The 25,874-nt window shown below is 71.0% G+C and carries 29 protein-coding genes and 1 riboswitch; of the genes, 17 read left to right on the top strand and 12 right to left on the bottom strand.

The window, feature by feature from the left end:
* The first annotated feature begins 5 nt into the window (after positions 1-5).
* The 7 genes from cysD (at position 6) to QSK39_RS27230 (ending at position 5,742) form a co-directional block, all read left to right on the top strand.
* Positions 6-926 carry a sulfate adenylyltransferase subunit CysD gene (gene cysD, locus QSK39_RS27200; RefSeq protein WP_285480650.1) on the top strand — a complete coding sequence of 307 codons (921 nt, stop codon included), beginning with the start codon at positions 6-8 and terminating at the stop codon, positions 924-926.
* The gene (locus tag QSK39_RS27205; protein ID WP_285480651.1) at positions 926-2,188 is read left to right on the top strand and encodes a sulfate adenylyltransferase subunit 1; all 1,263 of its coding nucleotides are present in this window, start codon (positions 926-928) and stop codon (positions 2,186-2,188) included. The genes cysD and QSK39_RS27205 overlap by 1 nt, the downstream gene beginning before the upstream one ends.
* Positions 2,185-2,922: a sirohydrochlorin chelatase gene (locus tag QSK39_RS27210; protein ID WP_285480652.1), complete on the top strand. Its 738-nt coding sequence runs from the start codon at positions 2,185-2,187 to the stop codon at positions 2,920-2,922. The genes QSK39_RS27205 and QSK39_RS27210 overlap by 4 nt, the downstream gene beginning before the upstream one ends.
* A 137-nt stretch (positions 2,923-3,059) precedes the next feature.
* Positions 3,060-3,560 carry a hypothetical protein gene (locus tag QSK39_RS27215; RefSeq protein ID WP_285480653.1) on the top strand — a complete coding sequence of 167 codons (501 nt, stop codon included), beginning with the start codon at positions 3,060-3,062 and terminating at the stop codon, positions 3,558-3,560.
* A gap of 188 nt (positions 3,561-3,748) precedes the next feature.
* Positions 3,749-4,378, top strand: coding sequence for a cyclase (locus QSK39_RS27220; protein WP_284742015.1), 630 nt, complete (start codon positions 3,749-3,751; stop codon positions 4,376-4,378).
* A gap of 45 nt (positions 4,379-4,423) precedes the next feature.
* Positions 4,424-4,936, top strand: coding sequence for a DUF3291 domain-containing protein (locus tag QSK39_RS27225; RefSeq protein WP_285480654.1), 513 nt, complete (start codon positions 4,424-4,426; stop codon positions 4,934-4,936).
* 38 nt (positions 4,937-4,974) lie between these two features.
* Positions 4,975-5,742: an enoyl-CoA hydratase family protein gene (locus QSK39_RS27230; protein ID WP_285480655.1), complete on the top strand. Its 768-nt coding sequence runs from the start codon at positions 4,975-4,977 to the stop codon at positions 5,740-5,742.
* On the opposite strand, the gene QSK39_RS27235 is transcribed toward QSK39_RS27230, so the two are convergent.
* The gene (locus tag QSK39_RS27235) at positions 5,739-7,043 is read right to left on the bottom strand and encodes an MFS transporter (protein WP_285480656.1); all 1,305 of its coding nucleotides are present in this window, start codon (positions 7,041-7,043) and stop codon (positions 5,739-5,741) included. The genes QSK39_RS27230 and QSK39_RS27235 overlap by 4 nt on opposite strands.
* Before the next feature lie 102 nt (positions 7,044-7,145).
* Here QSK39_RS27235 and QSK39_RS27240 point away from each other — a divergent pair, with 102 nt between their 5' ends.
* Positions 7,146-8,123 carry an Lrp/AsnC family transcriptional regulator gene (locus tag QSK39_RS27240; protein ID WP_285480657.1) on the top strand — a complete coding sequence of 326 codons (978 nt, stop codon included), beginning with the start codon at positions 7,146-7,148 and terminating at the stop codon, positions 8,121-8,123.
* On the opposite strand, the gene QSK39_RS27245 is transcribed toward QSK39_RS27240, so the two are convergent.
* The 3 genes from QSK39_RS27245 to QSK39_RS27255 are packed head-to-tail and all read right to left on the bottom strand — an operon-like array spanning position 8,098 to position 9,136.
* Positions 8,098-8,466 carry a barstar family protein gene (locus QSK39_RS27245; protein ID WP_284742018.1) on the bottom strand — a complete coding sequence of 123 codons (369 nt, stop codon included), beginning with the start codon at positions 8,464-8,466 and terminating at the stop codon, positions 8,098-8,100. The genes QSK39_RS27240 and QSK39_RS27245 overlap by 26 nt on opposite strands.
* Complete coding sequence (locus tag QSK39_RS27250) at positions 8,463-8,921, bottom strand: guanyl-specific ribonuclease (RefSeq protein ID WP_285480658.1); 459 nt, start codon at positions 8,919-8,921, stop codon at positions 8,463-8,465. The genes QSK39_RS27245 and QSK39_RS27250 overlap by 4 nt, the downstream gene beginning before the upstream one ends.
* A gap of 11 nt (positions 8,922-8,932) precedes the next feature.
* A complete protein-coding gene (locus tag QSK39_RS27255; RefSeq protein ID WP_284742020.1) occupies positions 8,933-9,136 on the bottom strand; it encodes a hypothetical protein in 204 nt (67 codons plus the stop codon).
* Between the two features lie 59 nt (positions 9,137-9,195).
* On the opposite strand from QSK39_RS27255, the gene QSK39_RS27260 reads away from it, so the two are divergent.
* The 3 genes from QSK39_RS27260 (at position 9,196) to QSK39_RS27270 (ending at position 12,902) form a co-directional block, all read left to right on the top strand.
* On the top strand, positions 9,196-10,161 hold the full coding sequence (locus QSK39_RS27260; protein ID WP_285480659.1) for a quinone oxidoreductase family protein: 966 nt from the start codon (positions 9,196-9,198) through the stop codon (positions 10,159-10,161).
* A gap of 137 nt (positions 10,162-10,298) precedes the next feature.
* A complete protein-coding gene (locus QSK39_RS27265) occupies positions 10,299-11,342 on the top strand; it encodes an alpha/beta fold hydrolase (RefSeq protein ID WP_285480660.1) in 1,044 nt (347 codons plus the stop codon).
* A 93-nt stretch (positions 11,343-11,435) separates the two neighbouring features.
* A complete protein-coding gene (locus QSK39_RS27270) occupies positions 11,436-12,902 on the top strand; it encodes an amino acid permease (protein ID WP_285480661.1) in 1,467 nt (488 codons plus the stop codon).
* Here QSK39_RS27270 and QSK39_RS27275 read toward each other — a convergent pair.
* Genes QSK39_RS27275 through QSK39_RS27285 form a run of 3 tightly spaced genes read right to left on the bottom strand, consistent with a single transcriptional unit; the run spans position 12,899 to position 14,888 of the window.
* The gene (locus QSK39_RS27275) at positions 12,899-13,948 is read right to left on the bottom strand and encodes an NAD(P)H-dependent flavin oxidoreductase (protein WP_285480662.1); all 1,050 of its coding nucleotides are present in this window, start codon (positions 13,946-13,948) and stop codon (positions 12,899-12,901) included. The two genes, QSK39_RS27270 and QSK39_RS27275, sit on opposite strands and share 4 nt — an antisense overlap.
* A 19-nt stretch (positions 13,949-13,967) precedes the next feature.
* The gene (locus QSK39_RS27280; protein WP_285480663.1) at positions 13,968-14,324 is read right to left on the bottom strand and encodes a nuclear transport factor 2 family protein; all 357 of its coding nucleotides are present in this window, start codon (positions 14,322-14,324) and stop codon (positions 13,968-13,970) included.
* 54 nt (positions 14,325-14,378) lie between these two features.
* On the bottom strand, positions 14,379-14,888 hold the full coding sequence (locus QSK39_RS27285) for a MarR family winged helix-turn-helix transcriptional regulator (protein ID WP_285480664.1): 510 nt from the start codon (positions 14,886-14,888) through the stop codon (positions 14,379-14,381).
* A 107-nt stretch (positions 14,889-14,995) separates the two neighbouring features.
* Here QSK39_RS27285 and QSK39_RS27290 point away from each other — a divergent pair, with 107 nt between their 5' ends.
* From QSK39_RS27290 to QSK39_RS27300, 3 genes are all read left to right on the top strand, one after another.
* On the top strand, positions 14,996-16,768 hold the full coding sequence (locus QSK39_RS27290; RefSeq protein ID WP_285480665.1) for a beta-N-acetylhexosaminidase: 1,773 nt from the start codon (positions 14,996-14,998) through the stop codon (positions 16,766-16,768).
* A gap of 117 nt (positions 16,769-16,885) precedes the next feature.
* A complete protein-coding gene (locus tag QSK39_RS27295) occupies positions 16,886-17,332 on the top strand; it encodes a pyridoxamine 5'-phosphate oxidase family protein (protein WP_285480667.1) in 447 nt (148 codons plus the stop codon).
* Positions 17,333-17,358: 26 nt separating this feature from the next.
* Entirely contained in the window at positions 17,359-17,934 is a 576-nt protein-coding gene (locus tag QSK39_RS27300) for a PH domain-containing protein (protein WP_285480668.1), read from the top strand.
* A gap of 7 nt (positions 17,935-17,941) precedes the next feature.
* Here the strand turns inward: QSK39_RS27300 and QSK39_RS27305 are convergent, their stop codons facing one another.
* Both QSK39_RS27305 and lepA read right to left on the bottom strand, forming a co-directional pair.
* On the bottom strand, positions 17,942-18,511 hold the full coding sequence (locus QSK39_RS27305) for a Uma2 family endonuclease (RefSeq protein WP_285480669.1): 570 nt from the start codon (positions 18,509-18,511) through the stop codon (positions 17,942-17,944).
* 132 nt (positions 18,512-18,643) lie between these two features.
* Complete coding sequence (gene lepA / locus QSK39_RS27310; RefSeq protein WP_285480671.1) at positions 18,644-20,485, bottom strand: translation elongation factor 4; 1,842 nt, start codon at positions 20,483-20,485, stop codon at positions 18,644-18,646.
* Positions 20,486-20,600: 115 nt separating this feature from the next.
* Here lepA and QSK39_RS27315 point away from each other — a divergent pair, with 115 nt between their 5' ends.
* On the top strand, positions 20,601-21,221 hold the full coding sequence (locus tag QSK39_RS27315; RefSeq protein ID WP_285480672.1) for a class I SAM-dependent methyltransferase: 621 nt from the start codon (positions 20,601-20,603) through the stop codon (positions 21,219-21,221).
* On the opposite strand, the gene QSK39_RS27320 is transcribed toward QSK39_RS27315, so the two are convergent.
* Together QSK39_RS27320 and QSK39_RS27325 are read right to left on the bottom strand one after the other, a co-directional pair.
* Positions 21,218-21,592: a VOC family protein gene (locus QSK39_RS27320; RefSeq protein WP_285480673.1), complete on the bottom strand. Its 375-nt coding sequence runs from the start codon at positions 21,590-21,592 to the stop codon at positions 21,218-21,220. The two genes, QSK39_RS27315 and QSK39_RS27320, sit on opposite strands and share 4 nt — an antisense overlap.
* Before the next feature lie 23 nt (positions 21,593-21,615).
* Positions 21,616-22,494 carry a DMT family transporter gene (locus QSK39_RS27325; protein WP_285480674.1) on the bottom strand — a complete coding sequence of 293 codons (879 nt, stop codon included), beginning with the start codon at positions 22,492-22,494 and terminating at the stop codon, positions 21,616-21,618.
* 357 nt (positions 22,495-22,851) lie between these two features.
* Between QSK39_RS27325 and rpsT the strand changes: the two genes are divergently transcribed.
* On the top strand, positions 22,852-23,112 hold the full coding sequence (rpsT, locus tag QSK39_RS27330) for a 30S ribosomal protein S20 (RefSeq protein WP_091316168.1): 261 nt from the start codon (positions 22,852-22,854) through the stop codon (positions 23,110-23,112).
* A gap of 203 nt (positions 23,113-23,315) precedes the next feature.
* Here the strand turns inward: rpsT and holA are convergent, their stop codons facing one another.
* Positions 23,316-24,296 carry a DNA polymerase III subunit delta gene (gene holA / locus QSK39_RS27335; protein ID WP_285480675.1) on the bottom strand — a complete coding sequence of 327 codons (981 nt, stop codon included), beginning with the start codon at positions 24,294-24,296 and terminating at the stop codon, positions 23,316-23,318.
* 136 nt (positions 24,297-24,432) lie between these two features.
* Positions 24,433-24,566: riboswitch (SAM riboswitch) on the top strand.
* A gap of 13 nt (positions 24,567-24,579) precedes the next feature.
* Between holA and thrC the strand changes: the two genes are divergently transcribed.
* The gene (gene thrC, locus QSK39_RS27340) at positions 24,580-25,845 is read left to right on the top strand and encodes a threonine synthase (protein ID WP_284742038.1); all 1,266 of its coding nucleotides are present in this window, start codon (positions 24,580-24,582) and stop codon (positions 25,843-25,845) included.
* Positions 25,846-25,874: the final 29 nt, after the last annotated feature.

A 25,874-nucleotide genomic window follows, 5' to 3' on the forward strand; every position in this document is an offset into this window, starting at 1 on the left:
GACGCATGACGACCTTGGAGCCCGCCACCGATGCGGCACAGGACAACTTGGCCGCGCTCGAATCCGAAGCGATCCACATCTTCCGCGAAGTGGCGGGTGAGTTCGACCGGCCGGTGATCCTCTTCTCCGGCGGCAAGGACTCGACGCTGCTGCTGCACCTGGCGATCAAGGCGTTCTGGCCGGCGCCGGTCCCGTTCCCGCTGCTGCACGTGGACACCGGGCACAACTTCGACGAGGTCATCGAGTTCCGCGACCGCGTCGTCGAGCGGCACGGCCTGCGGCTGGTCGTCGCGAAGGTCCAGGACTGGATCGACGACGGACGGCTCGAGGAGCGCGCCGACGGGATGCGCAACCCGCTGCAGACCACGCCGTTGCTCGACACCATCTCGGAGAACAAGTTCGACGCCGTGTTCGGCGGCGGCCGCCGCGACGAAGAGCGCGCCCGGGCGAAGGAGCGGATCTTCAGCCTCCGCAACGCCTTCGGCCAGTGGGAGCCGCGCCGGCAGCGGCCCGAGCTGTGGAACCTCTACAACGGCAGGCACCGCCCGGGCGAGCAGGTCCGCGTCTTCCCGCTGTCCAACTGGACCGAGGCCGACGTCTGGAACTACATCGCCCGCGAGAAGGTCGAACTGCCGTCGATCTACTACGCGCACCAGCGCGAGGTGTACCTGCGCGACGGGATGCTGCTGGCCGAAGGCCCGTGGGGCGGCCCGCGGCCCGGTGAAGAGGTCCGCGAGCTGACCGTCCGCTACCGGACCGTCGGCGACGGCTCGTGCACCGGGGCGATCGAGTCCACCGCGACCACCGTCGAAGACGTCATCGCCGAGGTGTCGGCGTCCCGGCTCACCGAACGCGGCGCCACCCGCGCCGACGACCGGATGTCCGAGGCGGCCATGGAAGACCGCAAGCGTGAGGGGTACTTCTGATGAGCTCGCTGCTTCGCCTGGCCACGGCCGGGAGCGTCGACGACGGCAAGTCCACTTTGGTCGGCCGGCTGCTCTACGACACCAAGTCGGTGCTCGCCGACCAGCTCGACGCCGTCACGCGCGCGTCCGTCGACAAGGGACTGTCCACTCCGGACCTGTCGCTGCTCGTCGACGGCCTGCGCTCGGAACGCGAGCAGGGCATCACCATCGACGTCGCCTACCGGTACTTCGCCACGCCGAAGCGGTCGTTCGTGCTGGCCGACACGCCCGGGCACGTGCAGTACACGCGCAACACGGTGACCGGCGCGTCCACCGCGCAGCTGGCCGTGCTGCTGGTCGACGCGCGCAAGGGCGTCATCGAGCAGACCCGGCGGCACGCGGCCGTGCTGGCCCTGCTCGGCGTGCCGCAGCTGGTGCTCGCGGTGAACAAGATCGACCTGGTCGGCTACGACGAGGCGACGTTCACGGTGATCGCCAAGGAGTTCGCTTCGCACGCCGAAACGCTGGGGTACCCGCAGGGCTCGGTGCTCGCGATCCCGGTCTCGGCGCTGGAGGGCGACAACGTCGCGTCGCGGTCTTCGCGCACGCCGTGGTACTCCGGTCCCAGCCTGCTGGAGCACCTCGAGGACGTGCCGGTCGCGCCCGACCCGCACGACTCGGCGCTGCGCTTCCCGGTGCAGTACGTGATCCGCCCGCGCACGCCGGAGTACCCGGACTACCGCGGTTACGCGGGCCAGATCGCGGCGGGCACGGTCCGCCCGGGCGACGAGATCGTCGTGCTGCCGCAAGGCATCCGCAGCCGCATCGAGCGCATCGACACCGCCGACGGCCCGCTGGCGGAGGCCGGCGCCGGCACGTCGGTGACGCTGCTGCTCACCGACGACATCGACATCTCCCGCGGTGACCTGATCGCCGCGGCGGACGCGCCGCCGCGGGTCACCGACGAGATCACCGGCACGCTGTGCTGGCTCTCGTCGAAGCCGCTCAAGCCGGGCGCGCGCGTGCTCGTCAAGCACGGCGCCCGGACGGTGCAGGCACTGGTCGGCGAGCTGCACGCGCGGTTCGACGAGCAGAAGCTGTCCAGTGTGGACGCCCCGGCCTCGTTGGAGCTCAACGACATCGGGCTGGTCACGTTGACGCTGGCCGAAGAGCTGGGCGTCGACGACTACGGCGTCAGCCCCCGCACCGGCGCGTTCCTGGTGATCGACCCGAAGGACGGCGACACCCTCGCCGCGGGCCTGGTCGGTGAGCGCTTCTCGTGACGCCACCCCTGGTCGCCGTCGCGCACGGCAGTCGTGATCCCCGCTCGGCCACGACCGTGCGGGCGCTCGTCGACGTCGTGCGCGCCCAGGCGCCGGGGCTCTCGGTGCACGAGTCCTTCCTGGACCTTTCCGCTCCAAACGTGACGGACGTGCTGCGGTCGTTGTACGCGGACGGCCACCGGAGCGCGGTCGTGGTGCCGCTGCTGCTCGGCAGCGCGTTCCACGCCCGGGTCGACCTGCCGGCGCTGATCGACCAGGTCGTTTCCGGGTGCCCGGGCTTCCGCGTCGAGGTGTCGGACGTCCTGGGCGCCGACCCGGCACTGGAGGCGGTGGCCCTGGACCGGCTGGCTGCCGCACCGCGCCGGCGCGGGACGGGCGTGCTGCTCAGCGCGGTCGGCTCGTCCAACGCCTCGGCGAACGCGGTGGTCGCTTCGCTGGCTTCGCGCTGGGAGTCACGGCTCGGTGTTCCGGTGAGCGAGGCCTTCGCTTCGGCGACCCAGCCGGACATCCCCGCGGCCGCCGCCCGGCTGCGCGAGCGAGGCGTCCGGCACCTGGTCGTGGCGTCGTGGTTCCTCGCACCGGGCCTGCTGCCGGACCGCATCGAGCGGCTGGCGCGCGAGGCCGACCCGCGGGCGTTCGTCGCGGCGCCGCTCGCCGACGACCCGCGCGTCGCCGACGTCGTCATCAGCCGGTATGCCACGGCGGTGAGCGGGCTGCTCCGCCAGTACGCCTGACCGGCGGTCCGTGCCATGCTCCGCGCAGTCCGCGGCCGCGCGAGCGAACCGCGAGATCGACGACCGGTGGGCGGAGACCCCGCTCGCGCAGCTGAGCCAGGAGCTCCCCGGCGGCCAGTGGACCGAAGCCCGCGTCCGTGAAGTGTGCGAAGCCGTCCCACGCCACCTCCTTCGGTGCGCCGGAACCCGGGACGATCACGTGCGAGACGGACTACGTCCGCCAAGCCGGGTTCGACGGCGACCTGCCGGACCTCCTCCGCGCCGCCGACGTCGCCGCGCGCAAGCTCGGCTGGTCCGACCACGACGGCCGCCTCCAGACCGCGCTCGGCTACTACGAGACCAGTCGTCGCGCAGGCACCCCGGTCGACGCCGGGGCCGTGCCCGCCATCTCCTACACCGTCCCGCCGCCCGCCGCCGGGACCACGGGCTGCAGCTCCCCCGACTACCTGCGCGAGACTTCGGTGGAGCGCTCGAGCGCGCCCTGGGCGAAGGACTTCACCGAACGCGCGGTCTACGACCCGGCGTTCGAGCGGTCGAGCGGGCCCCCGGCCGCGACGACAGCGCCCGAGCTGCTGCGCGCCCACCGGTTCGTCCTGACGTTCGGCCTCGTGCGCCAGTGCAGTCTCCCCGTGGGCTGAACCACTCTCGGTAGCGCGGGGCGATCGCGCGAGCATCACCACCGCCAAAAGGCGAGTCTTATTCACATTTGTGGTCACACACTGTGCCTGGGAACGGTAAATCCTTGACGCTCTACTTAACTTGCCGGTAACTATCTAAGCGCTGCGCAACTCTCCTCCCCTCCAAAACCGCAGGTAGGTGGATACAGATGAAAGCGCTTCACTTTTCCCGGCTGGCTGCCCTGACCGCGGCCGCGGCTCTTCCGATCGCCCTCGCCGCCCCGGCTTCGGCGGCCACCACCATCGCCTTCGACTGTCAGGCCGACGCTCCGATCATCGGGCCGCAGCAGGTGTCGCTCAACCAGGACGCCGACGTCACCGCGCCCGCCACCGTCGCACCCGGCGGCGCCTTCGACGTCGTCATCGACCCGGCGCCGAACGAGGTTCCCGGCGAGGTCAGCGGGAACACCGTCAAGAACATCAACACGTTCGCGCTGAAGTTCCCGATCCCGGCGAACTCCACCTACGTGAGCGCGGACCTGGCCGGCGGCTCCGGCCTCGGCTCGACGGCGCCGACCATCGCGGTCGCGAACGGCGTCGCGACCCTGAGCTTCCCGGGCCCGATCGCGGGCGGCGCCACCTTCGAACTCCCCACCATCACCGCGCACCTGACCGCCGGCCAGTCGGGCACCATCGAGACGAAGCTGTCCGGCACCAGCTACAGCGATCCCGGCCTGACCTTCAAGGCCGTGGCGGGCACCATCATCGGGGACATCACCGCCCCGACCGCCTGCTTCCCCAACCCCAGCCCGGTCTTCACCACGACGACCATCGGCTGACCGCGAGCCACCCTGCGGACGGGGTTCCGCCCGTAGGGTGGCTCCATGGGGTACGAACTCGCAGAAGTCAACATCGCCCGGATGAAAGCACCGATCGACGACCCGTCCTTCAAGGGTTTCGTCGACGCGCTCGAGCCCGTCAACGCCCTCGCCGACGCCGCGCCCGGCTTCGTCTGGCGCCTGCAGACCGAGGACGACAACGCGGTCTCGATCCGCGCCTTCGAATGGGACGTGCGCGGCACGTCCGGCCTCCTGATCAACATGTCCGTCTGGACGTCGGTGGACACCCTCGCCGCCTTCACGTTCTCCGGTGAGCACCTCGCGATCCTCAAGCGCCGCCGCGAGTGGTTCCACCGCGTGAAGGACGTGATGACCGCGCTCTGGTGGGTGCCCGCCGGGTACCGGCCCACGCCCGCCGACGCCGAAGAGAAGATCAAGCACCTGCGCGTCCACGGGCCGACGCCCGAGGCGTTCACGCTGAAGCAGCACTTCCCGGCCCCGGACGCGGCCGTCGTCGAAGCCCGCGAGGGTGACCCCGATTGGCTGTGCCCGGCGTAACACCGGGCCGGCGCGGCAAGTGTGTAAAGGTGTCGGTCATGGCTGACGAACTGGTGCACTACGACGTGGTGGGCGGCACCGCCACGATCACCCTGGACTCCCCGCACAACCGCAACGCGCTGTCGGCGCAGCTGCGCCGCGAACTGTCGGACTCGCTGGCGAAGGCGGCCACCGACGACGCCGTCCGCGTGATCGTGCTGACCCACACGGGCCCGGTGTTCTGCGCGGGGATGGACCTCAAGGAGGCCCGCGGCGCCGGTGCGGGCGACCAGGGCGTGAACGAGTTCCCGAAGATCCTCGAGCAGCTGTGGACCAGCCCGAAGCCGGTGGTCGCCCGCCTGGCCGGCCCCGCCCGCGCCGGCGGCATCGGCATGGTGGCGGCGTGCGACATCGCGGTGGCGGTGCCGGAAGCGACGTTCGCCTTCTCCGAGGTCCGCATCGGCGTGGTCCCGGCGGTGATCTCGCTGACGGTCCTGCCGCGGCTCAACCCCCGGGCGGCGCACGAGCTGTTCCTGACGGGTGACACGTTCGACGCGCGCCGGGCGGTGGAGATCGGCCTGCTGAACTCCGCGACCTCGGACCTCGACGCCGAAGTCGCGCGGTTCGTCAAGGCGCTGGCCGCGGGCGGCCCGACGGCGCTGGCCGAGACGAAGGCGCTGCTGAGCCGCCCCCGCCCGGCGACGCCGTCGGAGGGGTTCGAGGAGATGATCGGGCTGTCGGCGAAGTTCTTCGCGAGCGAGGAAGGCCAGGAAGGCATCCTGGCCTTCGCCCAGAAGCGCAAGCCGAACTGGGTCCCGCAGGACTAGACCGGGACGGCGGCCTGCTTGCGCGGAACCAGCGCGAGCAGGCCCGTCACCCCGCCGCACACCGCGGCCACCACGTACACGGGTGCCAAACCCCCGTCCTGGTAAGCGATCCCGAGCACCGCGACCCCCAGCGTCTGCCCGAACTGCCGGGTCGTCGTGAGGATCCCCGCGGCCATCCCGGCGCGTCCGGGCGGGGCCGCTGCCGCGATCGCCGCGCCCGTCGCCGGTCCCGCGATCCCCACGCCGATCCCCGTCACCGCGAGCCCGGCGGTCACCGGGAGACCCAGCTGCAGCAGGCACCCCACCGCACCCAGCAGCACGCCGGCACCCAGCAGGACCCGCGGCGGGAACCGGTGCAGGGCCTTCCCGGCGAGCACCGAGGTCAGGAACGACGCCACGGCCAGCGGCGCCAGCTCGAGCCCGGCCGCCACCGGGCCGAGCCCACGATCCGTCTGCAACCACAAGGACACGTAGACCAGCGCCGCGAACGTCAGCGTCGACGCCGCCGCGCACGCCACCAGCGTCGTGAACCCGCCGTCGCGGAACAACCGCAAGTCCAGCAACGGTTCCGGGCGCCGCTCGACGAGACCGAACACGGCGAACGCGACCGCCGAAACCACCAGCGCCCCCACCGTGACCGGCGACGTCCACCGGCCGGAACCGCCCAGGGTCAGCCCGTGCACCAGGCTCGCCGCGCCGACCGCGAACCACACCGCACCCGCGACGTCGAACCGGCCGCGCCGCGCGGGAGTGTCCGGCCGCACCGCCACCAGCGCGAACCCGCCCGTCACCACCGCCAACGGCACGGTGACGAAGAAGATCGCCGCCCAGCCGAAGTACTCGGTCAGCACGCCGCCCACCACCGGACCCGCGGCCGCGCCGAGCCCGTTCACCGCGAAGAACACGCTGATCGCGGTCGCCCGCGAGCGCCCTTCGTAAGCCGCGGCCAGGATCGCGAACCCGGTCACCGCCAGCGCCGAGCCACCGACCGCCTGCACCCCGCGCGCCGCGATCAGCATCCCGATGTCGGGCGAAAACCCGCAGGCCAGCGACGCCGTCCCGAACACCGCCAGCCCGGCGAGGAACACCCGCCGCCGTCCCCACCGGTCCGCGAGTGAACCCGCCGCCAGCATCAGCACCGCCAGGACGAGCGTGTAGACGTCGGGCACCCACTGCAGCTGCCCGACCGACGCCCCCAGCTCGGCCCCGATCCGGGGCAGCGCCACCGTCACGACGGTGGTGTCCAGCAGGAACAGGAACGAGCCCGCACAGACCGCGAGCAACGGCCACCACTTGCGCATCGAAACTCCCTTCGTGTGGCCCGAAGAGTGCGGTCCCGGCGTCGATCACCACCAGACAAGTCGACATATCCACCGGATACCGTCATCAGCTAGCGTCGAAGCATGGAAACCGTCACGCTCGACGACGTCGACCGCGGGCTCGTCCACGCCCTGCAGCTCGACGGCCGCGCGCCGATGCGCACGCTCGGCCAGGTGCTCGGCGTCTCCGAGAACACCGTCGCCCGGCGCTACCGGCGGCTGCGGGACGCCGGTGTCCTCCGCGTCACCGGCGCGGTCAGCGGTGGCGACGCCGGCTACCCGACGTGGACCCTCAGGCTGCGCACGACACCGGACGCCGGAGCCGCCGTCGCGGACGCGCTCGCCGACCGGCCCGACGTGTCGTGGGTTCACCTGCTCTCCGGCGGTACCGAGATCTCCTGCACCGTCCACGCCCCGGACACGGCGGGGCGCGACGACCTCCTGCTGCGCAAGCTGCCGCGCGCCAACCGGGTCACCGCCGTCTCCGCGCACGAACTGCTGCACACGTTCGCGCTCCCGGACGGCTGGAGCGGGCTGCACTGCCTGTCCCCCGAGCAGGTCGCGCAGCTGCGCCCGCCACCACCCGAAGGCCCCGGCGTCGCACCGGAACCCGGTGACCAGGCCCTCCTCGACGCCCTCGCGCACGACGGGCGCGCGGGCTACACGGCGCTGGCGGCGGCGACCGGCTGGTCCGACTCGACCGTGCGGCGCCGGATGGCGGTGCTGCGGCGGCACGGCACGCTGACCTACCACCTGGACCTCTCGCCGGCCCGCCTCGGTTTCCGCTCCGAAACGCGGCTGTGGCTGACGGTCTCGCCGGCGGACCTGGCCGGGGCGGGCGCGGCGCTGGCGAGCCACCCGGAGACGTCGTTCGCCGTGGCCACCACCGGCACCACGAACCTGACGGCGATGGTGAACTGCCGCGACGGCCGCGACCTCTACCGCTACCTCACCGAACGCGTCGCCGGGATCCGCGGCGTGCAGACCCTCGAAAGTGCGCCGGTGATCCGCACGGTCAAGCGCGCGGGGACGCCGCTCAGGCGTCCGGCAGCACGACCGTGAGCCGCCACGAACCGGCGCTGCGGCCGCTCGGCCCGAGTGCGCGCTGCGCGTCCGAAAGGACGCTGCGGATCGCCAGGTACGTCTTGGGTTCGGTCTTGCGCAACGCCTCCGAGCCCGGCCAGATCAGCACGTGCTCCCCCGGCGGCAGCCAGGACAGGTCGGTCAGGCAGTCGTACAGCGCGTCGAGGTTGTGGCCGAAGTAGTCCGGAAAGGACAGTGCGTCGGCGAACGCGCTCAGCGTGCTGGCCTTGTCCACAGTGGGCCGCGAGTTGACCAGGTGCGGGTACGCGCCCCGCGCGAAAGCCTCTTCCGCGGCGGCTTTCGCCTGCTCCGAGGCGCTCATCGGGCCGGGTCCACGACGACGAACGACCCGTAGTGGTCGCCGGTGTAGTACAGCTCGTGCGCCTGTCCCGTGATCAGCCGCCGCGCGCCGCGGTCGGCGCTGCCCGGAGTCTTCACGGTGTACTCGTGGTAGTAGCCGGACTTCTTGCCCGGCAACCGCTTCTCGCGGTTTTCGAACACGACGTCGTCGTTGCGCGGGTACGGGTACGGCCCGCCCTTTTCGATCAGCTTCCACGTGTCGCCGGCCTGCGACGGCAACGTCGACAGCCCCTTGACCGGCAGCCCGGAGTCCGTGCCCGGGACGGCCGCGGAGCCCTTCGGGGACGTGCTCGGCGAGCTGCTCGAAGCGGGGGACGCGGGTGAGTCGCCGCCGACGGCGTCCTTGACCAGCCAGCCCCCGAGAACCAGTACGAGGAGCCCGATCAGGGCGGCGGTGATCCGCCTTCGGTTGAACATGGTGCGCCAGCCTAGGACGGGGTGTCGGAGCGGTCGTCGTCACGCCCCGGAGCGAGCTTGCGGGCGAACAGCCCGACGAGCTTGTCGAGCACCCACGCGGCAGCCAGGCACAGCGGCACGACGACCACCATGACCAGCACGAACTGGACCGGGAACCAGGCCTGGGCGAGCCAGAGCTCAACCCCGTCCCACCAGTCGGCAAGCCCGTTGAACACGGTGTGAGCCTACGCGCGCTCTACTGCCCCCGCGCTTCAGGGGCGGTACGTTGCGAGGCATGTTCGCCGTGTACGCGCAGGAACCCAACGCCGAAAGCCCCTTGGACTCGCTCGTCGTCGGCGAGCGTCCCGAACCCGACGTGCCGGACGGCTGGGTCCGGGTGCACGTCAAGGCGGCCAGCCTCAACATGCACGACCTCTGGACGCTGCGAGGCGTCGGGATCAAGCCCGGCCAGTTCCCGATGATCCTCGGCTGCGACGGTGCCGGGACCCTCGACGACGGCTCCGAGGTGGTGCTCCACTCGGTGATCAACGAGCCGGGCTGGCAGGGTGACGACACCCTCGACCCGAAGCGGACGCTGCTCACCGAGAAGCACCAGGGCACCTTCGCCGACCAGGTGATCGTCCCCGCGCGCAACGTCGTCCCGAAGCCGGCCGGGCTGAGCTTCGCCGAAGCGGCCACGATGGGCACAGCCTGGCTGACCGCCTACCGGATGCTCTTCGTGAAGTCGGGGCTGCGGCCGGGCCAGACGATGCTCGTGCAGGGCGCCTCCGGCGGCGTCTCGACGGCGCTGGTGCAGCTCGGCCGAGCGGCCGGGTTCCGGGTCTGGGTGACCGGCCGCAGCGAGGAGAAGCGCGCGCTCGCTTCGAGCCTCGGCGCGCACCAGACGTTCGAGTCGGGCGCGCGGCTGCCCGAGCGCGTCGACGCCGTGTTCGAGACCGTCGGCAAGGCGACCTGGTCGCATTCGGTCAAATCGCTCAAGCCGGGCGGGATCATCGTGGTCTCCGGTTCGACCAGCGGGCCGGACGCGGGCGCGGAGCTGCAGCGTGTCTTCTTCCTCCAGCTGCGCGTCGCCGGGTCGACCATGGGCACCCGCGACGAGCTCGCGGACCTGCTCGCCTACCTCGACCTGACCGGGGTACGGCCCCAGATCGGCGCCGAACTGCCCTTCGCCGAGGCCCCTAAGGGGTTCCAGGCGATGCTCGACGGCGACACCGCCGGCAAGATCGTCTTCACCCGCTAGACCGCCGCTGAGCTGGGCGGATCTTCTCGTTCCGCCCAGCTCGGCACCTGGTGAATCTCTAACGTACTCAGTTCGAGATCTGGTCGTTAGCACCTAAGTTCGACCAAAACCCAATAGTCGCAAGGTATTCTGTAGTCATGACCGCGACGAAGCGGCCCGACTCGGCTGGACCGGGCGGCCGGCCCAGCAGCGACCCGGACCCGATCCGGGTCTCCTTCCGGCGCTACGCCGGTGTCCGCACCCGTGTCCTGGAGGTCGGCGAAGCCGCCCCGGACCCCGAGCTCCCCCGCCGCTCGCTGCGGCGCCGGGCGGCCACCCCGCACGTCCGGCCGAGCGCACCGCGCCTGGTGCTGCTGCACGGCTACTGCGACAGCGCCGACACGTGGCGTCCCGCCCTGGAGCAGCTCGCGGCCGCCGGGATCCCGGCGATCGCGGTCGACCTGCCCGGGTTCGGGGACGCGCAGCCGCTGCGGCCCGGCCCGATGCTGCCGCAGCTCGACGCGTTCACCACCGCCGTCGTCCGCGAGCAGGCCGTGCTCGGGTCGGTCGTGCTGGCCGGCAACTCCCTCGGCGGCACCATGAGCCTGCGGGCAGCCCAGAACAGCAGGTTGCCGATCTCCGGCGTCGTCTCGATCGCCGCGCCCGGCTTCGTCGACTCGTGGCTGATCCGCACGGTGGCGCGCTACCCGCTGCCGCTGCGGCTGTACTCGTCCCTGCCGGTCCCGGTGCCGGGCTTCCTGGTGCGCAAGGTCGCCGAGCAGGTCGTCCCGCGGCTGCTCTACGCGAACTCGGGTGCGGCCGACGCGACCCAGGTACAGCGCTTCACGGCGCTCTTCCCGGACTACCGCGCGACCAAGAGCCGGCTCGAGCAGGCCCGGCAGCTCGTCGCGGAGCTCGCCGACGCCTACCGCCTCGACTCGGTCAAGGTGCCGTTGCTGGTCGTCGCGTGCGGCAAGGACAAGCTCGTCACCGCGGCGTCCGGGCGGCAGCTGCACACGCTGGTGCCGCACAGCCGCCTGCTCGTCCGCGAAGACTGGGGGCACTGCCCGCAGCTGGACGACCCCGTCGAGATCGCGGAGCTGCTCTCGTACTTCGCGGCGAGCGCGGTCCGGACCACTCAGGCCAAGCGCGCCGTGGCGACGGCGGCGGAGGCCGTGAGCGAAGACACCGCGGCGGGCTGAGCGGCTCACGCTGTCTTCACGCGGAGTTGGCGGTAGGTTCCGGCGTTGGGTCCGTGATCCGGGCCCGTCCACCGCGACGTTCGGGAGACGATGATGTCCGCTCCAGGAGGCTTGGGTTCCGGTTCCAGCTCCGGCATCTTCCGGCGCAAGCCGATCGACCAGATCCAGGACACCAGTGAAGCCGGTGGCCTGAAACGCACCCTGGGCCTGTGGCAGCTGACCGCCATCGGCATCGGCGGCATCATCGGTGCCGGGATCTTCGCCCTCGCGGGAAGCGTCGCGCACGGCGACGACTCGGCGGGCATCCCCGGCGTCGGCCCGGCCGTGCTGATCTCGTTCCTCATCGCCGGCATCGCGAGCGCCGCGGCCGCGTTCTCCTACGCCGAGTTCGCGGGCCTGATCCCGAAGGCCGGTTCGGCCTACACCTACGGCTACGCGGTGCTCGGCGAGGTCGTCGGCTGGTTCATCGGCTGGGACCTGCTGCTGGAGTACACCGCGATCGTGGCGGTGGTGGCGATCGGCATCTCCGGCTACTTCAGCTTCCTGCTCGGCCAGCTCGGCCTCGACCTGCCCGCCTGGATGCTCGGCGCGCCCGGCACCGGACCCGGTCACAAGGTCGACCTGTTCGCCATGCTGCTGTGCCTGCTGATCGCCTACCTGCTCAACCGCGGCATCCGCAGCGCCGCCCGGTTCGAGACGGTGATGGTCGGGATCAAGGTCCTGATCGTGCTGGTGGTCATCCTGGTCGGCTTCTTCTACGTCAAGACCGGCAACTACACGCCGTTCGCCCCGGCCGGCTTCGGCGGCGCGGTGACCGGCGCGGCGACGGTCTTCTTCGCCGTCTTCGGTTACGACGCCATGAGCACCGCCGCGGAGGAGTCGAAGGACGCGCAACGGCACATGCCGAAGGCGATCCTCTACTCGCTGGCCATCTCGATGGTGCTGTACGTGCTGGCCTGCCTGGTGCTGACCGGCATGCAGAAGTACACCGAGATCGACCCGAAGAGCGGCTTCTCCACGGCGTTCAAGTCGGTCGGCCTCGACGGCCTGGCGACGGTGATCGCGATCGGCGCCATCGTCGGCATCCTCACCGTGCTGTTCACGTTCCTGATGGGCGCCACCCGCGTCGGCTACTCGATGAGCCGCGACGGCCTGCTCCCGGCGTGGTTCGGCAAGACGAACCCGAAGCGCCAGGTGCCGAGCCGGATGACGTGGATCCTCGGCGGCGCGTCCGCGATCATCGCCGGCGTGCTGCCGATCGGCGAAGCCGCGGAGCTGACGAACATCGGCATCCTGCTCGCCTTCGTCGTGGTCTGCGTCGCGGTGATCGTGCTGCGCTACAAGCAGCCGGACCTGCCGCGGACGTTCAAGACGCCGGGCATGCCGGTGGTGCCCGCGATCGGCATCGTGTTCTCGATCTGGCTGATCACGTTCCTGCAGCCGGCGACCTGGATCCGGTTCGCGATCTGGTTCGCCATCGGCATGGTCATCTACTTCCTCTACAGCCGGCGCCACTCGCTGCTGAACCGCACGCCGGGTGCCGTCGAGAAGACGGACTAGCGGATCCGGTCGAGGCGGGCGGCGGCGTCGCGCGCCTCGGCCTTCAGCCGTTCGAGGATGACGGCGGCCGACGCGTCGTAGGCGAGCGGGTAGGTCTGGCCGGCCCAGAGCGAGATCGCTTCGGGGTCGCCGGCCTTCGCTGCCGCCTTGCGCACCGGCCCGGCGAGGCTGTTCAGCTGCGGGTAGGCCGCCGGCGCACCCTCGGACAGCGCGTCCATGAACTTGTTGACCAGCCCGCGTGCCGGGCGTCCGCTGAAGGCACGCGTGAACGCCGTCTCGCGCTCGGCCACCGCCAGGGCCTTGCGGTGCGGCTCGGACGTCCCGGCTTCGTCGGCCCGCAGGAAGACCGTGCCCAGCTGGGCGGCGACGGCTCCCGCGGCGAGCACGGCGGCGACGTCCGCGCCGTGCACCAGGCCTCCGGCGGCGACCAGCGGCAGGTCGACGCGGGCGGCGACGAGCCGCAGCAGGGCGAGGACGCCGTATTCGGCACCGCCGCCGGGCCGGCTCGCGTCGTCGCTGAACAGGGACCGGTGCCCACCCGCTTCGAAACCCTGCAGGACGAGGGCGTCGGCGCCGAGGTCCGCGGCCCGCTGCGCGGCCTCCGGCGTGGTCACGGTGACGACCACCGCGCAGCCGGCCTCCTTGAGCCTGACGACGTCCGAAGGCGACGGCGGCCCGAACGTGAACGAGACGACGGGGATCCGCTTCTCGAGCACGACGTCCAGCTTCGCCGGGTACGCGTCGTCGTCCCACTTCGGTTCGCCCAGCTCGACGTCGTAGTCGTCGGCGAAGACCTGCAGGCGCTCGCGGTGCGCGGACACGTCAGCGCCGGTGTCGGGCTGCGGGACGAAGAGGTTGACGCCGAACTCGCCGCCGGTCAGCTCTCGCGTACGGTCGATCTGCGCGGCGAGCGCCGCGGGCGTGAGCATCCCGGCCGAGAGGAAGCCGAAGCCGCCGGCTTCGGTGACCGCCGCGACCAGCTCGGGCGTGGTCGGCCCGCCCGCCATCGGGGCGGCGATGACCGGGAACGTCAGCTCGTCGAACATGCCCCCGAGCCTAATCGGCTCAGTCCGGCAGCAGCATGGTGTAGAGCTTCTTGATGCGCCCGTCTTCGACGAGCGCGACGTCGATCCCGCGCGCCACCGGCGGCGCACCCTCCGGGCCGAAAGCCCAGGCCAGGTGCCCGAGGTCGTGGTTGACGAGCACCGGACCGGCCGCGGTGAACACGAACCCCGGCGACTGGTCCAGCAGGCCCTTGGCCTTGGCGTCCAGTTCGCCGTGCCCGGTCGCCACCCCCTCGGGATCGGCGAAGGTGACGTCGGCGGCGTAGGTCGCGGCGATCGCCTTCGCGCGCTTCTCGTCGTCCCGTTCGTTGAAGACCTGCAGCAGGTTGGCTTCCATCAGCTCGGCCACCGTCGCCATCACGCACCCCTTTGCTCGAAGCGCCATATTACGTGAAACGTCACGTAAGTGGGGTCAGGGGTGGTCGTTCGGCCGGGGCAGGCTGCCGTGCTCGACGAGCGCGTCGAAGACCCGCTCGAGCGAGGTCGCCAGCCGCGCTCGCTCACCGGGCTCCAGCGCGTCCAGGAAGGCCTTGCGCACGAACTCCACGTGGTCCGGCGTGGCCCGGCGCAGCGTCTCCCAGCCGGCCTCGGACAGCACCACGTCGACGGCCCGGCGGTCCTCGGGGTGGGCGCCGGTTTCGACCAGACCGCGCTCGCGCATCCGCTTCAGGTGGTGCGAGAGCCGACTGCGCTCCCAGCCGATGCGGATCGCGAGGTCGGTGACCCGCATCCGGCCACCGGGCTCGCTCGTCAGGGCGACCAGCACGTGGTAGTCGGCGAGCGAGATGCCGCTGTCCGCCCGCAACTGCCGGTTCAGCTCGTACTCCAGCCGGAGGTGCACCTTCATGTACGCGTACCAGACGGCCGTCTCGCCGCCGGAAAGCAGCGCGAACGGCGATCCCGGCTCGAAGTCCCGCGGCATCGCGCGAGCTTAACCACCCACTCTGGTCTAGACCACGACCAGAGGAAATGCGACGATCCGGGCAGGTGCGACGGCGATGTCGCGCCCTTCCCGCCAGGAGGTCCCCGGTGAAGACTCCCTTCGCGCGGCGTCTTGCCCGCGCGCTCGCCGTACTGGCGCTGGTCGGCGCCAGTACGACCGCCGCCCAGCTGGCACCGGCCGCGGCCGCCACGCCGGCCTTGCAGTCGATCGTGCCCGTGCCGGCCTCGGTGACCCCGGCGGCCGGGGTCACCTTCCCGCTGGCCTCGACGACGAAGATCGTCACCGAAGCCGGCTCGGCGCCGGCCAAGCAGGTCGGTGACTACCTGGCCGGGGTGCTGCGGCCGTCGACCGGCTTCGCGCTGCCGGTGTCCGACGCCCCGGCGTCCGTGCCCTCCGACAGCGTTGCGCTGCTGCTGAGCGGCGCACCCGCGTCCGTCGGCACGCAGGGCTACCAGCTCGTGTCGACGGCGTCCTCGGTCACCCTGCGCGCCCAGACGGCCGACGGGCTCTTCGCCGGCGTCCAGACGCTGCGGCAGATGCTGCCGGGCCGCGTCGAAAGCCCTTCGGTCCAGACGGGCCCGTGGACCGTCCCGGGCGCGACGATCGTCGACTACCCGCGGTTCGGCTACCGCGGCGCGATGCTCGACGTCGCCCGGCACTTCCACCCGGTGGCGACGGTGAAGCGGTACCTCGACCAGCTCGCCCAGTACAAGATCAACAACCTGCACCTGCACCTGGCCGACGACCAGGGCTGGCGCATCCAGATCGACAGCTGGCCCCGCCTGACGACCTACGGCGGCAGCACGCAGGTCGGCGGCGGCGCGGGCGGCTACTACACGAAGGCGCAGTACACGGACATCGTGAACTACGCGGCCTCGCGGCACATCACGGTGATCCCGGAGATCGACATGCCGGGGCACGTGAACGCGGCGCTGGCGTCGTACGCGGAGCTGAACTGCAACGGGGTCGCGCCTGCTTTGCGCACCGACACCGCTGTCGGCTACAGCTCCCTGTGCATCTCGAAGGACATCACGTACACGTTCATCGCGGACGTCCTGCGCGAGCTGGCGGCGTTGACCCCAGGCCCGTACCTCCACATCGGCGGCGACGAAGCCCAGTCGACGTCGGCGGCGGACTACGTGACGTTCGTGAACAAGGTGCTCCCCCTGGTGGCGGCGACGGGCAAGTCGGTGGTGGGCTGGCACGACATCGCGAAGGCCACGCTACCGGCTTCGGCGTCGCCGCAGTTCTGGGGAACGTCCACTTCGGACGCGGGCGTGTCGGCCGCGGTTTCCCGCGGCAGCAAGGTGATCATGTCGCCGGCGAACAAGGCGTACCTGGACATGAAGTACAACAGCTCGAGCCCGATCGGCCTGTCGTGGGCGGGCTACATCGAGGTCCAGGACGCGTACGGCTGGAACCCGGGTGCGTACCTGTCGGGCGTGGGCGAGTCCGCGGTGCGCGGGGTGGAGTCGCCGCTGTGGGCGGAAACGGTGGTGACGCCGTCGGACATCGACTACCTGGCGTTCCCGCGGTTGGCGGCACACGCCGAGCTGGGCTGGTCCCCGTGGTCGACGCACGACTGGACAGCGTTCCGGACCCGGCTGGGCGCGCAGGCCCCACGCTGGGTGGCGCAGTCGATCAACTTCTACCGCTCGTCGCAGGTTTCGTGGGACACGGGAGGAACGACGAACCCGGGCACGTGCGCGGACCCGGCGTGGAGCGCGTCGCAGGTGTACACGGGCGGGAACGTGGTGTCGCACAACGCCCACAAGTGGACGGCGAAGTGGTGGACGCAGGGCGAGGAGCCGGGGACGACGGGCCAGTGGGGAGTGTGGACCGACAACGGCGCCTGCTGAGTCCGGCGGCCGGGCCTGCCCGCGGGCGGGCCCGGCCCGGGCTGTGCGGACGGTGAGCGCCGCACTCCACCTGGTGAAACCGGAACACGCGGTTCGCCCGGCGGGTTAGGTTGAGGCATGAGCGTTGATCTCGAGCAGGTTCGCACCCTGTCCCTGCGGGAAAACGGCCTGGCCACCGTGGCCACCACGCGCGCCGATGGCACCGTTCACTCCTCCGTCGTCAACGCCGGTGTCTTCGATGACCCGGTGACCGGGGCACCCGGCATCGCGTACGTCGCCGTCGGGCGGGCGCACAAGCTCGCGCTGCTGCGGCGGGCCGGGCACGCCACCGTCACCTTCCGGCGCGGCTGGAACTGGGTCTCCGTGACCGGCGCGACCCACCTCGTCGGGCCCGACGATCCCGATCCCGCCTTCGACCCCGCAGGCCTGCCGAAGCTCCTGCGCGACGTCTTCGTCGCCGCCACCGGCACTCACGACGACTGGGACGAGTACGACCGCGTGATGGCCGAAGAGCGGCGGGTCGCGGTGTTCGTGACGGCCGACCGGATCATCGGCAACCCCTGACCCACCCGGCCCCAGGAGTCGACCCGTTGTCCGAGTCCCCATCCCGTGTCACCACGCCGGTCAAGATGCTGATCGGCGTGCTCCTCGTCGCCGACGCCGGTTTCGGCGCGGCGCTCATCGCCGGTCTGGTGCGCGGCTTCTCGCCGTGGCTGATCGGCGGCGCCTACGCGGCGACCGTGCTCCTCGCCGTCGTGGCGTTCCGCGTCTCACGCGCCCGCATGCTCAAGCGCGGCTTGGCGGGCCTGCGCGACCTCACCTTCGGCGACGAGGGCCTCCGCGTGCCGGCGGGCACGCTCAGCACGAGGCTGATCCCGTGGTCACAGATCGCCGACGTCTCGACGCGCCGTTCGGCCCGGTTCGGCGACGGCTACCTGCGCGACGCCCTGTGGGTCGACCTGGTCACCGGCGAAGGCGTCGAGAGTTCGGTGCAGCGCTACGCACCCCGAGGCCGTCTCGCACCGGCCCCACCGCAGCGACGGCAGTTCGACCAGACGGCGATCCTCGACCCGGCCCTGTTCGACGCGGTGATCGACCGGGTCCGGAAGGAACTGCGCCACCGGCAGCTGCACGCCCAGCTCCGCGGCACGCCCCGCATCCGCTGATCCGCGGTCAGCCGAGCCGGCCCAGCAGCTCCTTCGGCACGATCCGCACGGGGAAGGGCCGATCGACCTCGAGGATTTCGTCGCCGGCCGCCTTGCCCACCAGCTGATAGTGGCCGTCCTCGTCCAGCTCGAACACCGTCAGCGCAGGCTCTTCCGGGTCGATCACCCAGTAGCCGGGAGTGCCGAGCCGCTCGTAGAGCGCCTTCTTGGTGTTGAGGTCGTGGATCGCCGTGCTCGGCGACAGCACCTCGACCGCGAGAACCGGCGGTACCGGGAGGTCCTTGTCGGTGAAGTCTTCGATCCGGCCGACCAAGACATCCGGTTGCAGCTCGATCTTGTCACCGTGATGCACCGCGAACGGCGCCCCGACGACCTCGAACTCGGGCGGACACGAAGCCTCCAGGACGCCGTAGAGCCGGTAGGCGATCTTCTGATGTCTTCTTCCCGGCGCAGGGGTCACCAGGAGCACCCCGTCGATGAGCTCGTAGCGTCGGCCGTCATACGGGATCCCCTCGAGGTCGCGCACCGTCAAGGGGCCCGAATCGGTGGGATGCTCGATGTCCGCCATGACCGTCATGGTGCTCTCCTTTCGCTCTTCGCACCAGAGCGAACCAGACAGCACCGACAGAAACCGCATCGAACACGGGTTCGGCGCCCATATTCACGCGGAGGCGTGAATATGGGCGCCGCTGTCACATCAGTAGAACAGTTACTTCTTGTTCTTGCCCGAGTCCTCAGTGGACAGTGCGGCGACGAAGGCCTCCTGCGGGACCTCGACCCGGCCCACGGTCTTCATCCGCTTCTTGCCTTCCTTCTGCTTCTCCAGCAGTTTGCGCTTCCGCGAGATGTCGCCGCCGTAGCACTTCGCCAGCACGTCCTTGCGGATCGCGCGGATCGTTTCGCGGGCGATGATCCGCGCGCCGATGGCCGCCTGGATCGGCACCTCGAAGTTCTGCCGCGGGATCAGCTCGCGGAGCCGGTTCACCATGCGGTTGCCGTAGTTGTAGGCGTCGTCCTTGTGCACGATCGCGGAGAACGCGTCCACGCCCTCGCCCTGCAGCAGGATGTCCACCTTGACCAGGTCCGCCGCCTGCGTGCCGGCCTCTTCGTAGTCCAGCGACGCATACCCGCGCGTACGCGACTTCAGCGTGTCGAAGAAGTCGAAGATGATTTCGCCCAGCGGCATGTTGTAGCGCAGTTCGACGCGGTCCTCGGACAGGTAGTCCATGCCGAGCAGCTGGCCGCGCTTGTTCTGGCACAGCTCCATGATCGTGCCGATGAACTCCGACGGCGCCAGGATGCTGACCTTGCTGACCGGCTCCAGCACCTTGTCGATCTTGCTGCCGGTCGGCCAGTCCGACGGGTTCGTGACGTGGATTTCCTTGCCGTCGTCCAGGACCACGTCGTAGACCACGTTCGGCGCCGTCGAGATCAGGTCGAGGCCGAACTCGCGCTCGAGCCGGTCACGGGTGATCTCCAGGTGCAGCAGGCCGAGGAAGCCGCAGCGGAAGCCGAAGCCCAGCGCCACCGACGTCTCCGGCTCGTAGTCCAGCGCGGCGTCGTTGAGCTGGAGCTTGTCCAGCGCCTCGCGCAGCTCGGGGTAGTCGGAACCGTCCACCGGATACAGTCCGGAGTAGACCATCGGCTTCGGTTCGCGGTAGCCCGCCAGCGCTTCCTTGGCGCCCTGGCGCTCGGACGTCACGGTGTCGCCGACCTTGGACTGGCGGACGTCCTTCACGCCGGTGATCAGGTAGCCGACCTCGCCGACGCCGAGTCCCTTGCTGGCCTTCGGTTCCGGCGAGATGATGCCGACTTCCAGGAGCTCGTGGGTCGCGCCGGTGGACATCATCTTGATGCGCTCGCGCGGGGTGATCTTGCCGTCGACGACCCGGATGTAGGTGACGACGCCGCGGTAGGTGTCGTACACCGAGTCGAAGATCATCGCCCGCGCCGGCGCGTCCGCGTCGCCCTGCGGCGCCGGGACCGACTTCACGACCTCGTCGAGCAGCGCGCCGACACCCATGCCGGTCTTCGCCGAGACCCGCAGCACGTCCTCGGGCTCGCAGCCGATGATGTGGGCCAGCTCACCCGCGTACTTGTCGGGGTCGGCCGAGGGCAGGTCGATCTTGTTGAGCACCGGGATGATCTGGAGGTTGTTCTCCAGCGCCAGGTACAGGTTGGCGAGCGTCTGGGCCTCGATCCCCTGCGCGGCGTCGACCAGCAGGATCGCGCCTTCGCACGCCTCCAGCGCCCGGGAGACCTCGTAGGTGAAGTCCACGTGGCCCGGGGTGTCGATCATGTGCAGGACGTGGTCCTGGCCGTCGACCTGCCAGGGCAGGCGGACGTTCTGGGCCTTGATCGTGATCCCGCGCTCGCGCTCGATGTCCATCCGGTCGAGGTACTGAGCGCGCATGGCCCGTTCCTCGACCACCCCGGTGAGCTGCAGCATGCGGTCGGCCAGGGTGGACTTCCCGTGGTCGATGTGCGCGATGATGCAGAAGTTCCGGATGAGCTCCGGAGGCGTGAAGGTGGTGTCGGCGAACGTCGTCACTCGAATGAGTCCTCGGAAAGTCGGGGATGGCCACCTCTATGCTCCCATGGCGCTCCGGGTGCGGGTGGGGGTCATCCCCGATGCGAGGCCAGCTGATCCGTGGTGCCCTCGAAGTATGAGCACATCGCACCAGCCGGCACCACCTCCCCAGCCGGATCCAGGCGGCTTCGCCCGCGTCCTCGACCGTGTCTTCGGTCACCCCTCCGGAGCCCTCGGCCGCCTCGGCGGCTGGGTGATGGCGCGGGGCAACGCCGCCACCGAGCAGCGCATCGTCGACCTCGCCCGGATCGAACCGGACGAGACCGTCCTGGTCGTGGGCCCCGGCCCCGGCGTCGGCCTGGACGCCGCCGCGCGGCTGGCCGGGCGCACCATCGGCGTCGACCCCTCCCCCGAGATGCTCGGACTCTGCCACGAGCGCTGCGGCGACCGCGTCGAGCTGCGAGAAGGGTCGGCGGCGCACACCGGCGAACCCGACGGGTCCGTCGACGTCGTGCTGACCGTCAACAATGTCATGCTCTGGGACGACCGCACGGCCGGGTTCGCCGAGCTGGTCCGGGTGCTGCGCCCCGGCGGGCGGCTGCTGCTGTCCGCGCACGAGAAGTGGCTGCCCGTGAGCAGGCACGTCCTGGCCGACGAAGCCGCCGAAGCGGGCTTCGCCGACCTGCAGACCTGGACCTGGGAGCCGCCCGGCTTCGCGGCGCTGGCCGCGCAGCTGCGCGCCGTCAAGCCCGCCTAGCGGGTGTCCGTGCGGATCGGGTGGCCTTCGGGCACCTCGACCAGCACGATCCGCGTGCCGTCCGGGTCGGCGATCCAGGCCTCGTCGAGGCCCCAGGGCTCGCGCTGGGCGTCCCGCACCGGCTCCACGCCCTTCGCCTTGAGGTCGGCCATGGTGCCGGTCAGGTCCCGGACCTGAAGCCAGAGCACCAGATCGGGCGACGAGCCCGTCTCGCCCCGGCCGGAGACCTCCAGGGAGCCGTGGCCGAGGAAGAACACCGTGCCGCCGGGGAACTCACGCTCCACGGCCAGGCCGAGGGTGTCGCGGTAGAACGCCGTGGCGGCGGCCACGTCACGCGGGCGGATCAGCAGCCGGCTCTTCAGGACTTCCATCCGACCATCCCTACCGGACGCGCTCAGGCGGCCGCAATCGCGGCGATCCCGGACAGCACGATCACCGACCCGGCGAGCCGCCGCACGGCGTCGCGTTCGCCCAGCACCAGCCAGGCGGCCAGGCCGCCGAGCACGATGCTCAGCTCCCGGGCGGGCGCGACCAGGCTGACCGGCGCCATCGTGAGCGCGAACAGCACGAGGATGTAGGCCAGTGGCGACAGCAGTGCGACGATCAGCACTTCACGGCGCTGGTCGCGCCAGATCCGGGCCACCTCGTCGCGGCCGGCGAGCGCGCCGGGCACGAGCATGACGCTCTGGAGCACCGAGCCGAGGCCGAAGTAGACGACCGGAGGCATGCCGATGCCGGTCACCGAGTGCGCGTCCCAGAGCGTGTAGCCGGCGATCGTGGCGCCGGTCAGGAGGCCGTAGAGGATCCCCGCGCGCCGTGCCTTGGCGGCGGCCGGGTCGTGCGCGTCGCCGCCGCGGCCGGTGCTGATCACCAGCACCCCGGTGATCACCAGGAACGCGCCGAGCAGGCCGAGCCAGCCGGGCCGTTCGCCGAGCACCAGGACGGCCGCCAGCACCGACAGCAGCGGCCCGGTGCCCCGCGCGACGGGGTAGACGACGGAGAGGTCGCCGACGCGGTAGCCGCGTTGCAGGACGATGCCGTAGGCGACGTGCAGCACCGACGTGCCGACGGCGGCCAGCAGCCAGCTCCACTGTGGACGTTCCGGCTCGACGACCAGCAGCACGACCGTCACGGGCAGCAGGACGACGGCGGAAACCGTGTAGTAGAGCCAGACGAACTGCGTGCCACCGGAGGAGATCCGCTTGGCGGCGAGGTTCCACGCGGCGTGCACGACGGCCGCGACGAGGACGAAGGACAAGGCGGTGGTGTTCACGGGACCCCTTACGGGTTTTCGCGCGCGCGAAAACCGGGTCCTCCAGGCTTTTGCCCCGTCAGATGAACGACCGGCCGTCCGGGCCCGCCGATGGTGCCGCTCGGACCAGACTCGCCGGGTCCCGGTTGTGTGGTGCGGGGTGCGCGGACCGGCGACGGAACCCTAGGCACTGACCGCCGTCCACCGTACTCCTGGTGATCGGGGTCTTGCCGGACGCGGTCGCGGGCCGTCCGAGCTGGGCTGTTAGAGTTGTCGCTCGCTGCCCGTGCGGCATTCCGTCATGGAGGAAGCCCGCTCTTCGAGTGGGGCCAATTCAGCGCGGCGGCGAATCTCACCGAGTGAAACAGGAGTTGCCCTATGGCCAACATCAAGTCGCAGATCAAGCGCATCACGACGAACGAGAAGGCGCGTCAGCGCAACCAGGCGATCCGGTCCTCGGTGAAGACCGCGATCCGCAAGGTCCGCGAAGCCGCCGAGGCCGGCGACAAGGCGAAGGCCGCCGAGCTGCAGCGCGACGCCGCCCAGAAGCTGGACAAGGCCGTCTCGAAGGGCGTCATCCACGCCAACCAGGCCGCCAACAAGAAGTCGGCGCTGGCGAAGCGCGTCAACGCGCTCTGAGCTGGTTGATTTCTGGGAAAGCCCCGGCTTCGGCCGGGGCTTTCTTCATGCCCGAGGGGGCTTCGCGTGGTGGAGGGCGGTGCCGCCTGCGGTCGCTTGCGAGCGCGGACCGGCACTCGCGCGGTTACCCGAGCCGCAAGAGCGGGTCAGCGGCTGCCCTTGGCGGCCACCTCGAGGGCCGCGCGTTGCAGGGTGCGACCCGGTCAGCGGTCGCCCTTGGCGGCCGCTACCTGGAGGACCGCTCGTTCCAGGGCGTAGCCCGGGTCCGCCGCCACGCCCTTGACCTCGGCGTTCAGCCTGGCCACCACGCGCATCGCCGTGGCCAGGCCGTCCTGGTTCCAGCCGCGGACCTGGCCCTGCGCCTTGCGGATCTTCCACGGCGGCATGCCCAGCTCGCCCGCCAGCTGGTTCGGGTTGCCCCGGCCCGCGCCCGAGACCCGGGCGATCGTGCGGACCGCGTCGGCCAGTGCGTCCGCGACCAGGACGTGCGGGACGCCCAGCTGCATCGCCCAGCGCAACGACTCCAGGGCCGCCGAACGGTCGCCGCTCACGGCCTTCTCCGCGACCGCGAAGCCGGTCACGTCCGCGCGGCCGCGGTGGTAGCGGTGGACCGCGTCCGCGTCGACGGACCCGCCCGCGTCCGCGACGAGCTGCATCGCGGCCGAGGAGAGTTCCCGCAGGTCGGAGCCCACGGCTTCGATCAGCGCGGCGACCCCGGCCGCATCGATCTTGCCGCCCGCCCGGCGCACCTCGTGGCGCACGAACTGCTCGCGCTCGGCCGGCTTGGTGAGCTTCGGGCACTCCGTGACCTCGGCGCCGGCCTTCTTCAACACCGCCGGGAGCGTCTTGCCCGCCTTGCTGCGCCCGCCGCCGGTGTGCACGACGACCAGCACCACGCCGTCCGCCGGGTCCTTCAGGTAGGACGCCACCGCGTCGGCCAGCTCCTGCGAGATGTCCTGCGCCGACTCCAGGACGATCACGCGGCCCTCGCTGAACAGCGACGGGCTGACGAGTTCGGCCAGCTCGGGGGCTGTGAGATCGGACACCCGGACCCGGGTCAGCTCGGCCGTGGCGTCGATCGCGCGGGCCGCGGTGAGCGTCTCGCGGACGGCGCGCTCGATCAGCAGTTCTTCCTCACCCAGGACCAGGTGCAGCGGGGCCGGGGCGGTGGCTTGGGCGGTCACGGGTGAATCCTCTCACTTGCGCTGCCGTGCGCCCGCTCCGGTGATGTCGAGCGGCCGGCATGGCACAGCGTGAGCGCCATGTCGTACGGTGTCCTGGAGGCGGCGCGCTCGTTGGCGCGCACCGACAACCGAATACCGCTCATCCAGAGGGGCAGAGGGAACGGCCCGACGAAGCCCCGGCAACCGGCGTACAGCCCGTCATCCCGCGATCGCGGGGTAGCTGACGACCACGGTGCCAATTCCGGCCCGCTTCGGCGGGGCAGATGAGGAAAGGAACCTCGCGATGACCGCAACCCTCGGCACGACCTCCACCACGAAGACCCCGGATCTCGGTCCGGCCGTCGAACTGGTGTCGAAGGAAGAGGGCCACCGGCAGCCGCTCGCCCCGGAGTTCGTCTCCGCCGAGGACTTCTCGCCGCTCGAGGTCGCCTACGACTTCGGCCGCGTCCGCCGCGAAGACATCGAGGCCGGCCCCAAGAACATCTGGCGCTACAAGAAGCTCCTCCCGGTTCCGTCCAACGTCGAAGAGATCCCGAACACCGAGCCCGGCGCGACCCGGCTCATCCGCGCCGACCGCCTCGCCAAGGAGCTCGGCCTCAAGCGCCTCTGGGTCAAGGACGACACCGGCAACCCGACGCACTCGTTCAAGGACCGCGTCGTCGCCGTCGCGTTGGCCGCGGCCCGCGAGTTCGGGTTCGAGGTGCTCGCCTGTCCCTCGACCGGCAACCTGGCCAACGCGACGGCCGCCGCCGCGGCCCGTGCGGGCTGGCGGTCGGTCGTGCTGATCCCGAAGACCCTCGAGCGCGCCAAGATCCTCACCACCGCGGTCTACGACGGCGACCTCATCGCCGTCGACGGCAACTACGACGACGTCAACCGCCTCGCCACCGAGCTCGCCGGCGAGCACCCGAAGTGGGCGTTCGTGAACGTGAACGTCCGGCCGTACTACTCCGAAGGCTCGAAGACGCTGGCCTTCGAGGTCGCCGAGCAGCTCGGCTGGCGCATCCCGCCGCAGATCGTCGTGCCGATCGCCTCCGGTTCGCAGCTGACCAAGGTGGACAAGGGTTTCCGCGAGCTGGGCCAGCTCGGTCTCGTGGACGCCAGCCCGTACAAGGTGTTCGGTGCGCAGGCCACCGGCTGCTCGCCGGTGTCGGCCGCGTTCCGCGCCGGCCAGGACGTGGTCCAGCCGGTGAAGCCGGACACGATCGCCCGCTCGCTCGCGATCGGCAACCCGGCCGACGGCCCGTACGTGCTCGACATCGTCAACCGCACCGGCGGCTCGATCGAGGACGTCAGCGACGAAGAGGTCGTCGAAGGCATCCGGCTGCTGGCCCGCACCGAAGGCATCTTCACCGAGACCGCGGGCGGGGTCACCGTCGCGACGGCGAAGAAGCTGATCGAGACGGGCAAGCTCGACCCGGACGCCGAGACGGTGCTGCTGATCACCGGCGACGGCCTCAAGACCCTCGACGCGATCGAGAACCACGTCGGCCCGAAGGCGACCGTGCCGCCGTCGGCCAAGGCCGTGAACGAGGCGCTCGGCTACTGACGTCCGGCCGGGGCGGGCTTCGCCGCCCG

The sequence above is a fragment of the Amycolatopsis sp. NBRC 101858 genome, assembly GCF_030269325.1.
GTDB classification, from domain to species: domain Bacteria; phylum Actinomycetota; class Actinomycetes; order Mycobacteriales; family Pseudonocardiaceae; genus Amycolatopsis; species Amycolatopsis ponsaeliensis.

Coding starts and splice junctions, on each gene's coding strand:
- QSK39_RS27265 (WP_285480660.1), top strand. CDS start 10,299: ATGACCGCGACGAAGCGGCCCGACTCGGCTGGACCGGGCGGCCGGCCC.
- QSK39_RS27285 (WP_285480664.1), bottom strand. CDS start 14,888: ATGCCGCGGGACTTCGAGCCGGGATCGCCGTTCGCGCTGCTTTCCGGC.
- QSK39_RS27250 (WP_285480658.1), bottom strand. CDS start 8,921: ATGTTCAACCGAAGGCGGATCACCGCCGCCCTGATCGGGCTCCTCGTA.
- QSK39_RS27205 (WP_285480651.1), top strand. CDS start 926: ATGAGCTCGCTGCTTCGCCTGGCCACGGCCGGGAGCGTCGACGACGGC.
- QSK39_RS27295 (WP_285480667.1), top strand. CDS start 16,886: ATGAGCGTTGATCTCGAGCAGGTTCGCACCCTGTCCCTGCGGGAAAAC.
- QSK39_RS27230 (WP_285480655.1), top strand. CDS start 4,975: ATGGCTGACGAACTGGTGCACTACGACGTGGTGGGCGGCACCGCCACG.
- QSK39_RS27240 (WP_285480657.1), top strand. CDS start 7,146: ATGGAAACCGTCACGCTCGACGACGTCGACCGCGGGCTCGTCCACGCC.
- rpsT (WP_091316168.1), top strand. CDS start 22,852: ATGGCCAACATCAAGTCGCAGATCAAGCGCATCACGACGAACGAGAAG.
- QSK39_RS27245 (WP_284742018.1), bottom strand. CDS start 8,466: ATGAGCGCCTCGGAGCAGGCGAAAGCCGCCGCGGAAGAGGCTTTCGCG.
- QSK39_RS27305 (WP_285480669.1), bottom strand. CDS start 18,511: ATGACGGTCATGGCGGACATCGAGCATCCCACCGATTCGGGCCCCTTG.
- thrC (WP_284742038.1), top strand. CDS start 24,580: ATGACCGCAACCCTCGGCACGACCTCCACCACGAAGACCCCGGATCTC.
- QSK39_RS27225 (WP_285480654.1), top strand. CDS start 4,424: ATGGGGTACGAACTCGCAGAAGTCAACATCGCCCGGATGAAAGCACCG.
- QSK39_RS27235 (WP_285480656.1), bottom strand. CDS start 7,043: ATGCGCAAGTGGTGGCCGTTGCTCGCGGTCTGTGCGGGCTCGTTCCTG.
- cysD (WP_285480650.1), top strand. CDS start 6: ATGACGACCTTGGAGCCCGCCACCGATGCGGCACAGGACAACTTGGCC.
- QSK39_RS27320 (WP_285480673.1), bottom strand. CDS start 21,592: ATGGAAGTCCTGAAGAGCCGGCTGCTGATCCGCCCGCGTGACGTGGCC.
- QSK39_RS27260 (WP_285480659.1), top strand. CDS start 9,196: ATGTTCGCCGTGTACGCGCAGGAACCCAACGCCGAAAGCCCCTTGGAC.
- QSK39_RS27315 (WP_285480672.1), top strand. CDS start 20,601: ATGAGCACATCGCACCAGCCGGCACCACCTCCCCAGCCGGATCCAGGC.
- QSK39_RS27280 (WP_285480663.1), bottom strand. CDS start 14,324: ATGGCGACGGTGGCCGAGCTGATGGAAGCCAACCTGCTGCAGGTCTTC.
- QSK39_RS27270 (WP_285480661.1), top strand. CDS start 11,436: ATGTCCGCTCCAGGAGGCTTGGGTTCCGGTTCCAGCTCCGGCATCTTC.
- QSK39_RS27275 (WP_285480662.1), bottom strand. CDS start 13,948: ATGTTCGACGAGCTGACGTTCCCGGTCATCGCCGCCCCGATGGCGGGC.
- QSK39_RS27220 (WP_284742015.1), top strand. CDS start 3,749: ATGAAAGCGCTTCACTTTTCCCGGCTGGCTGCCCTGACCGCGGCCGCG.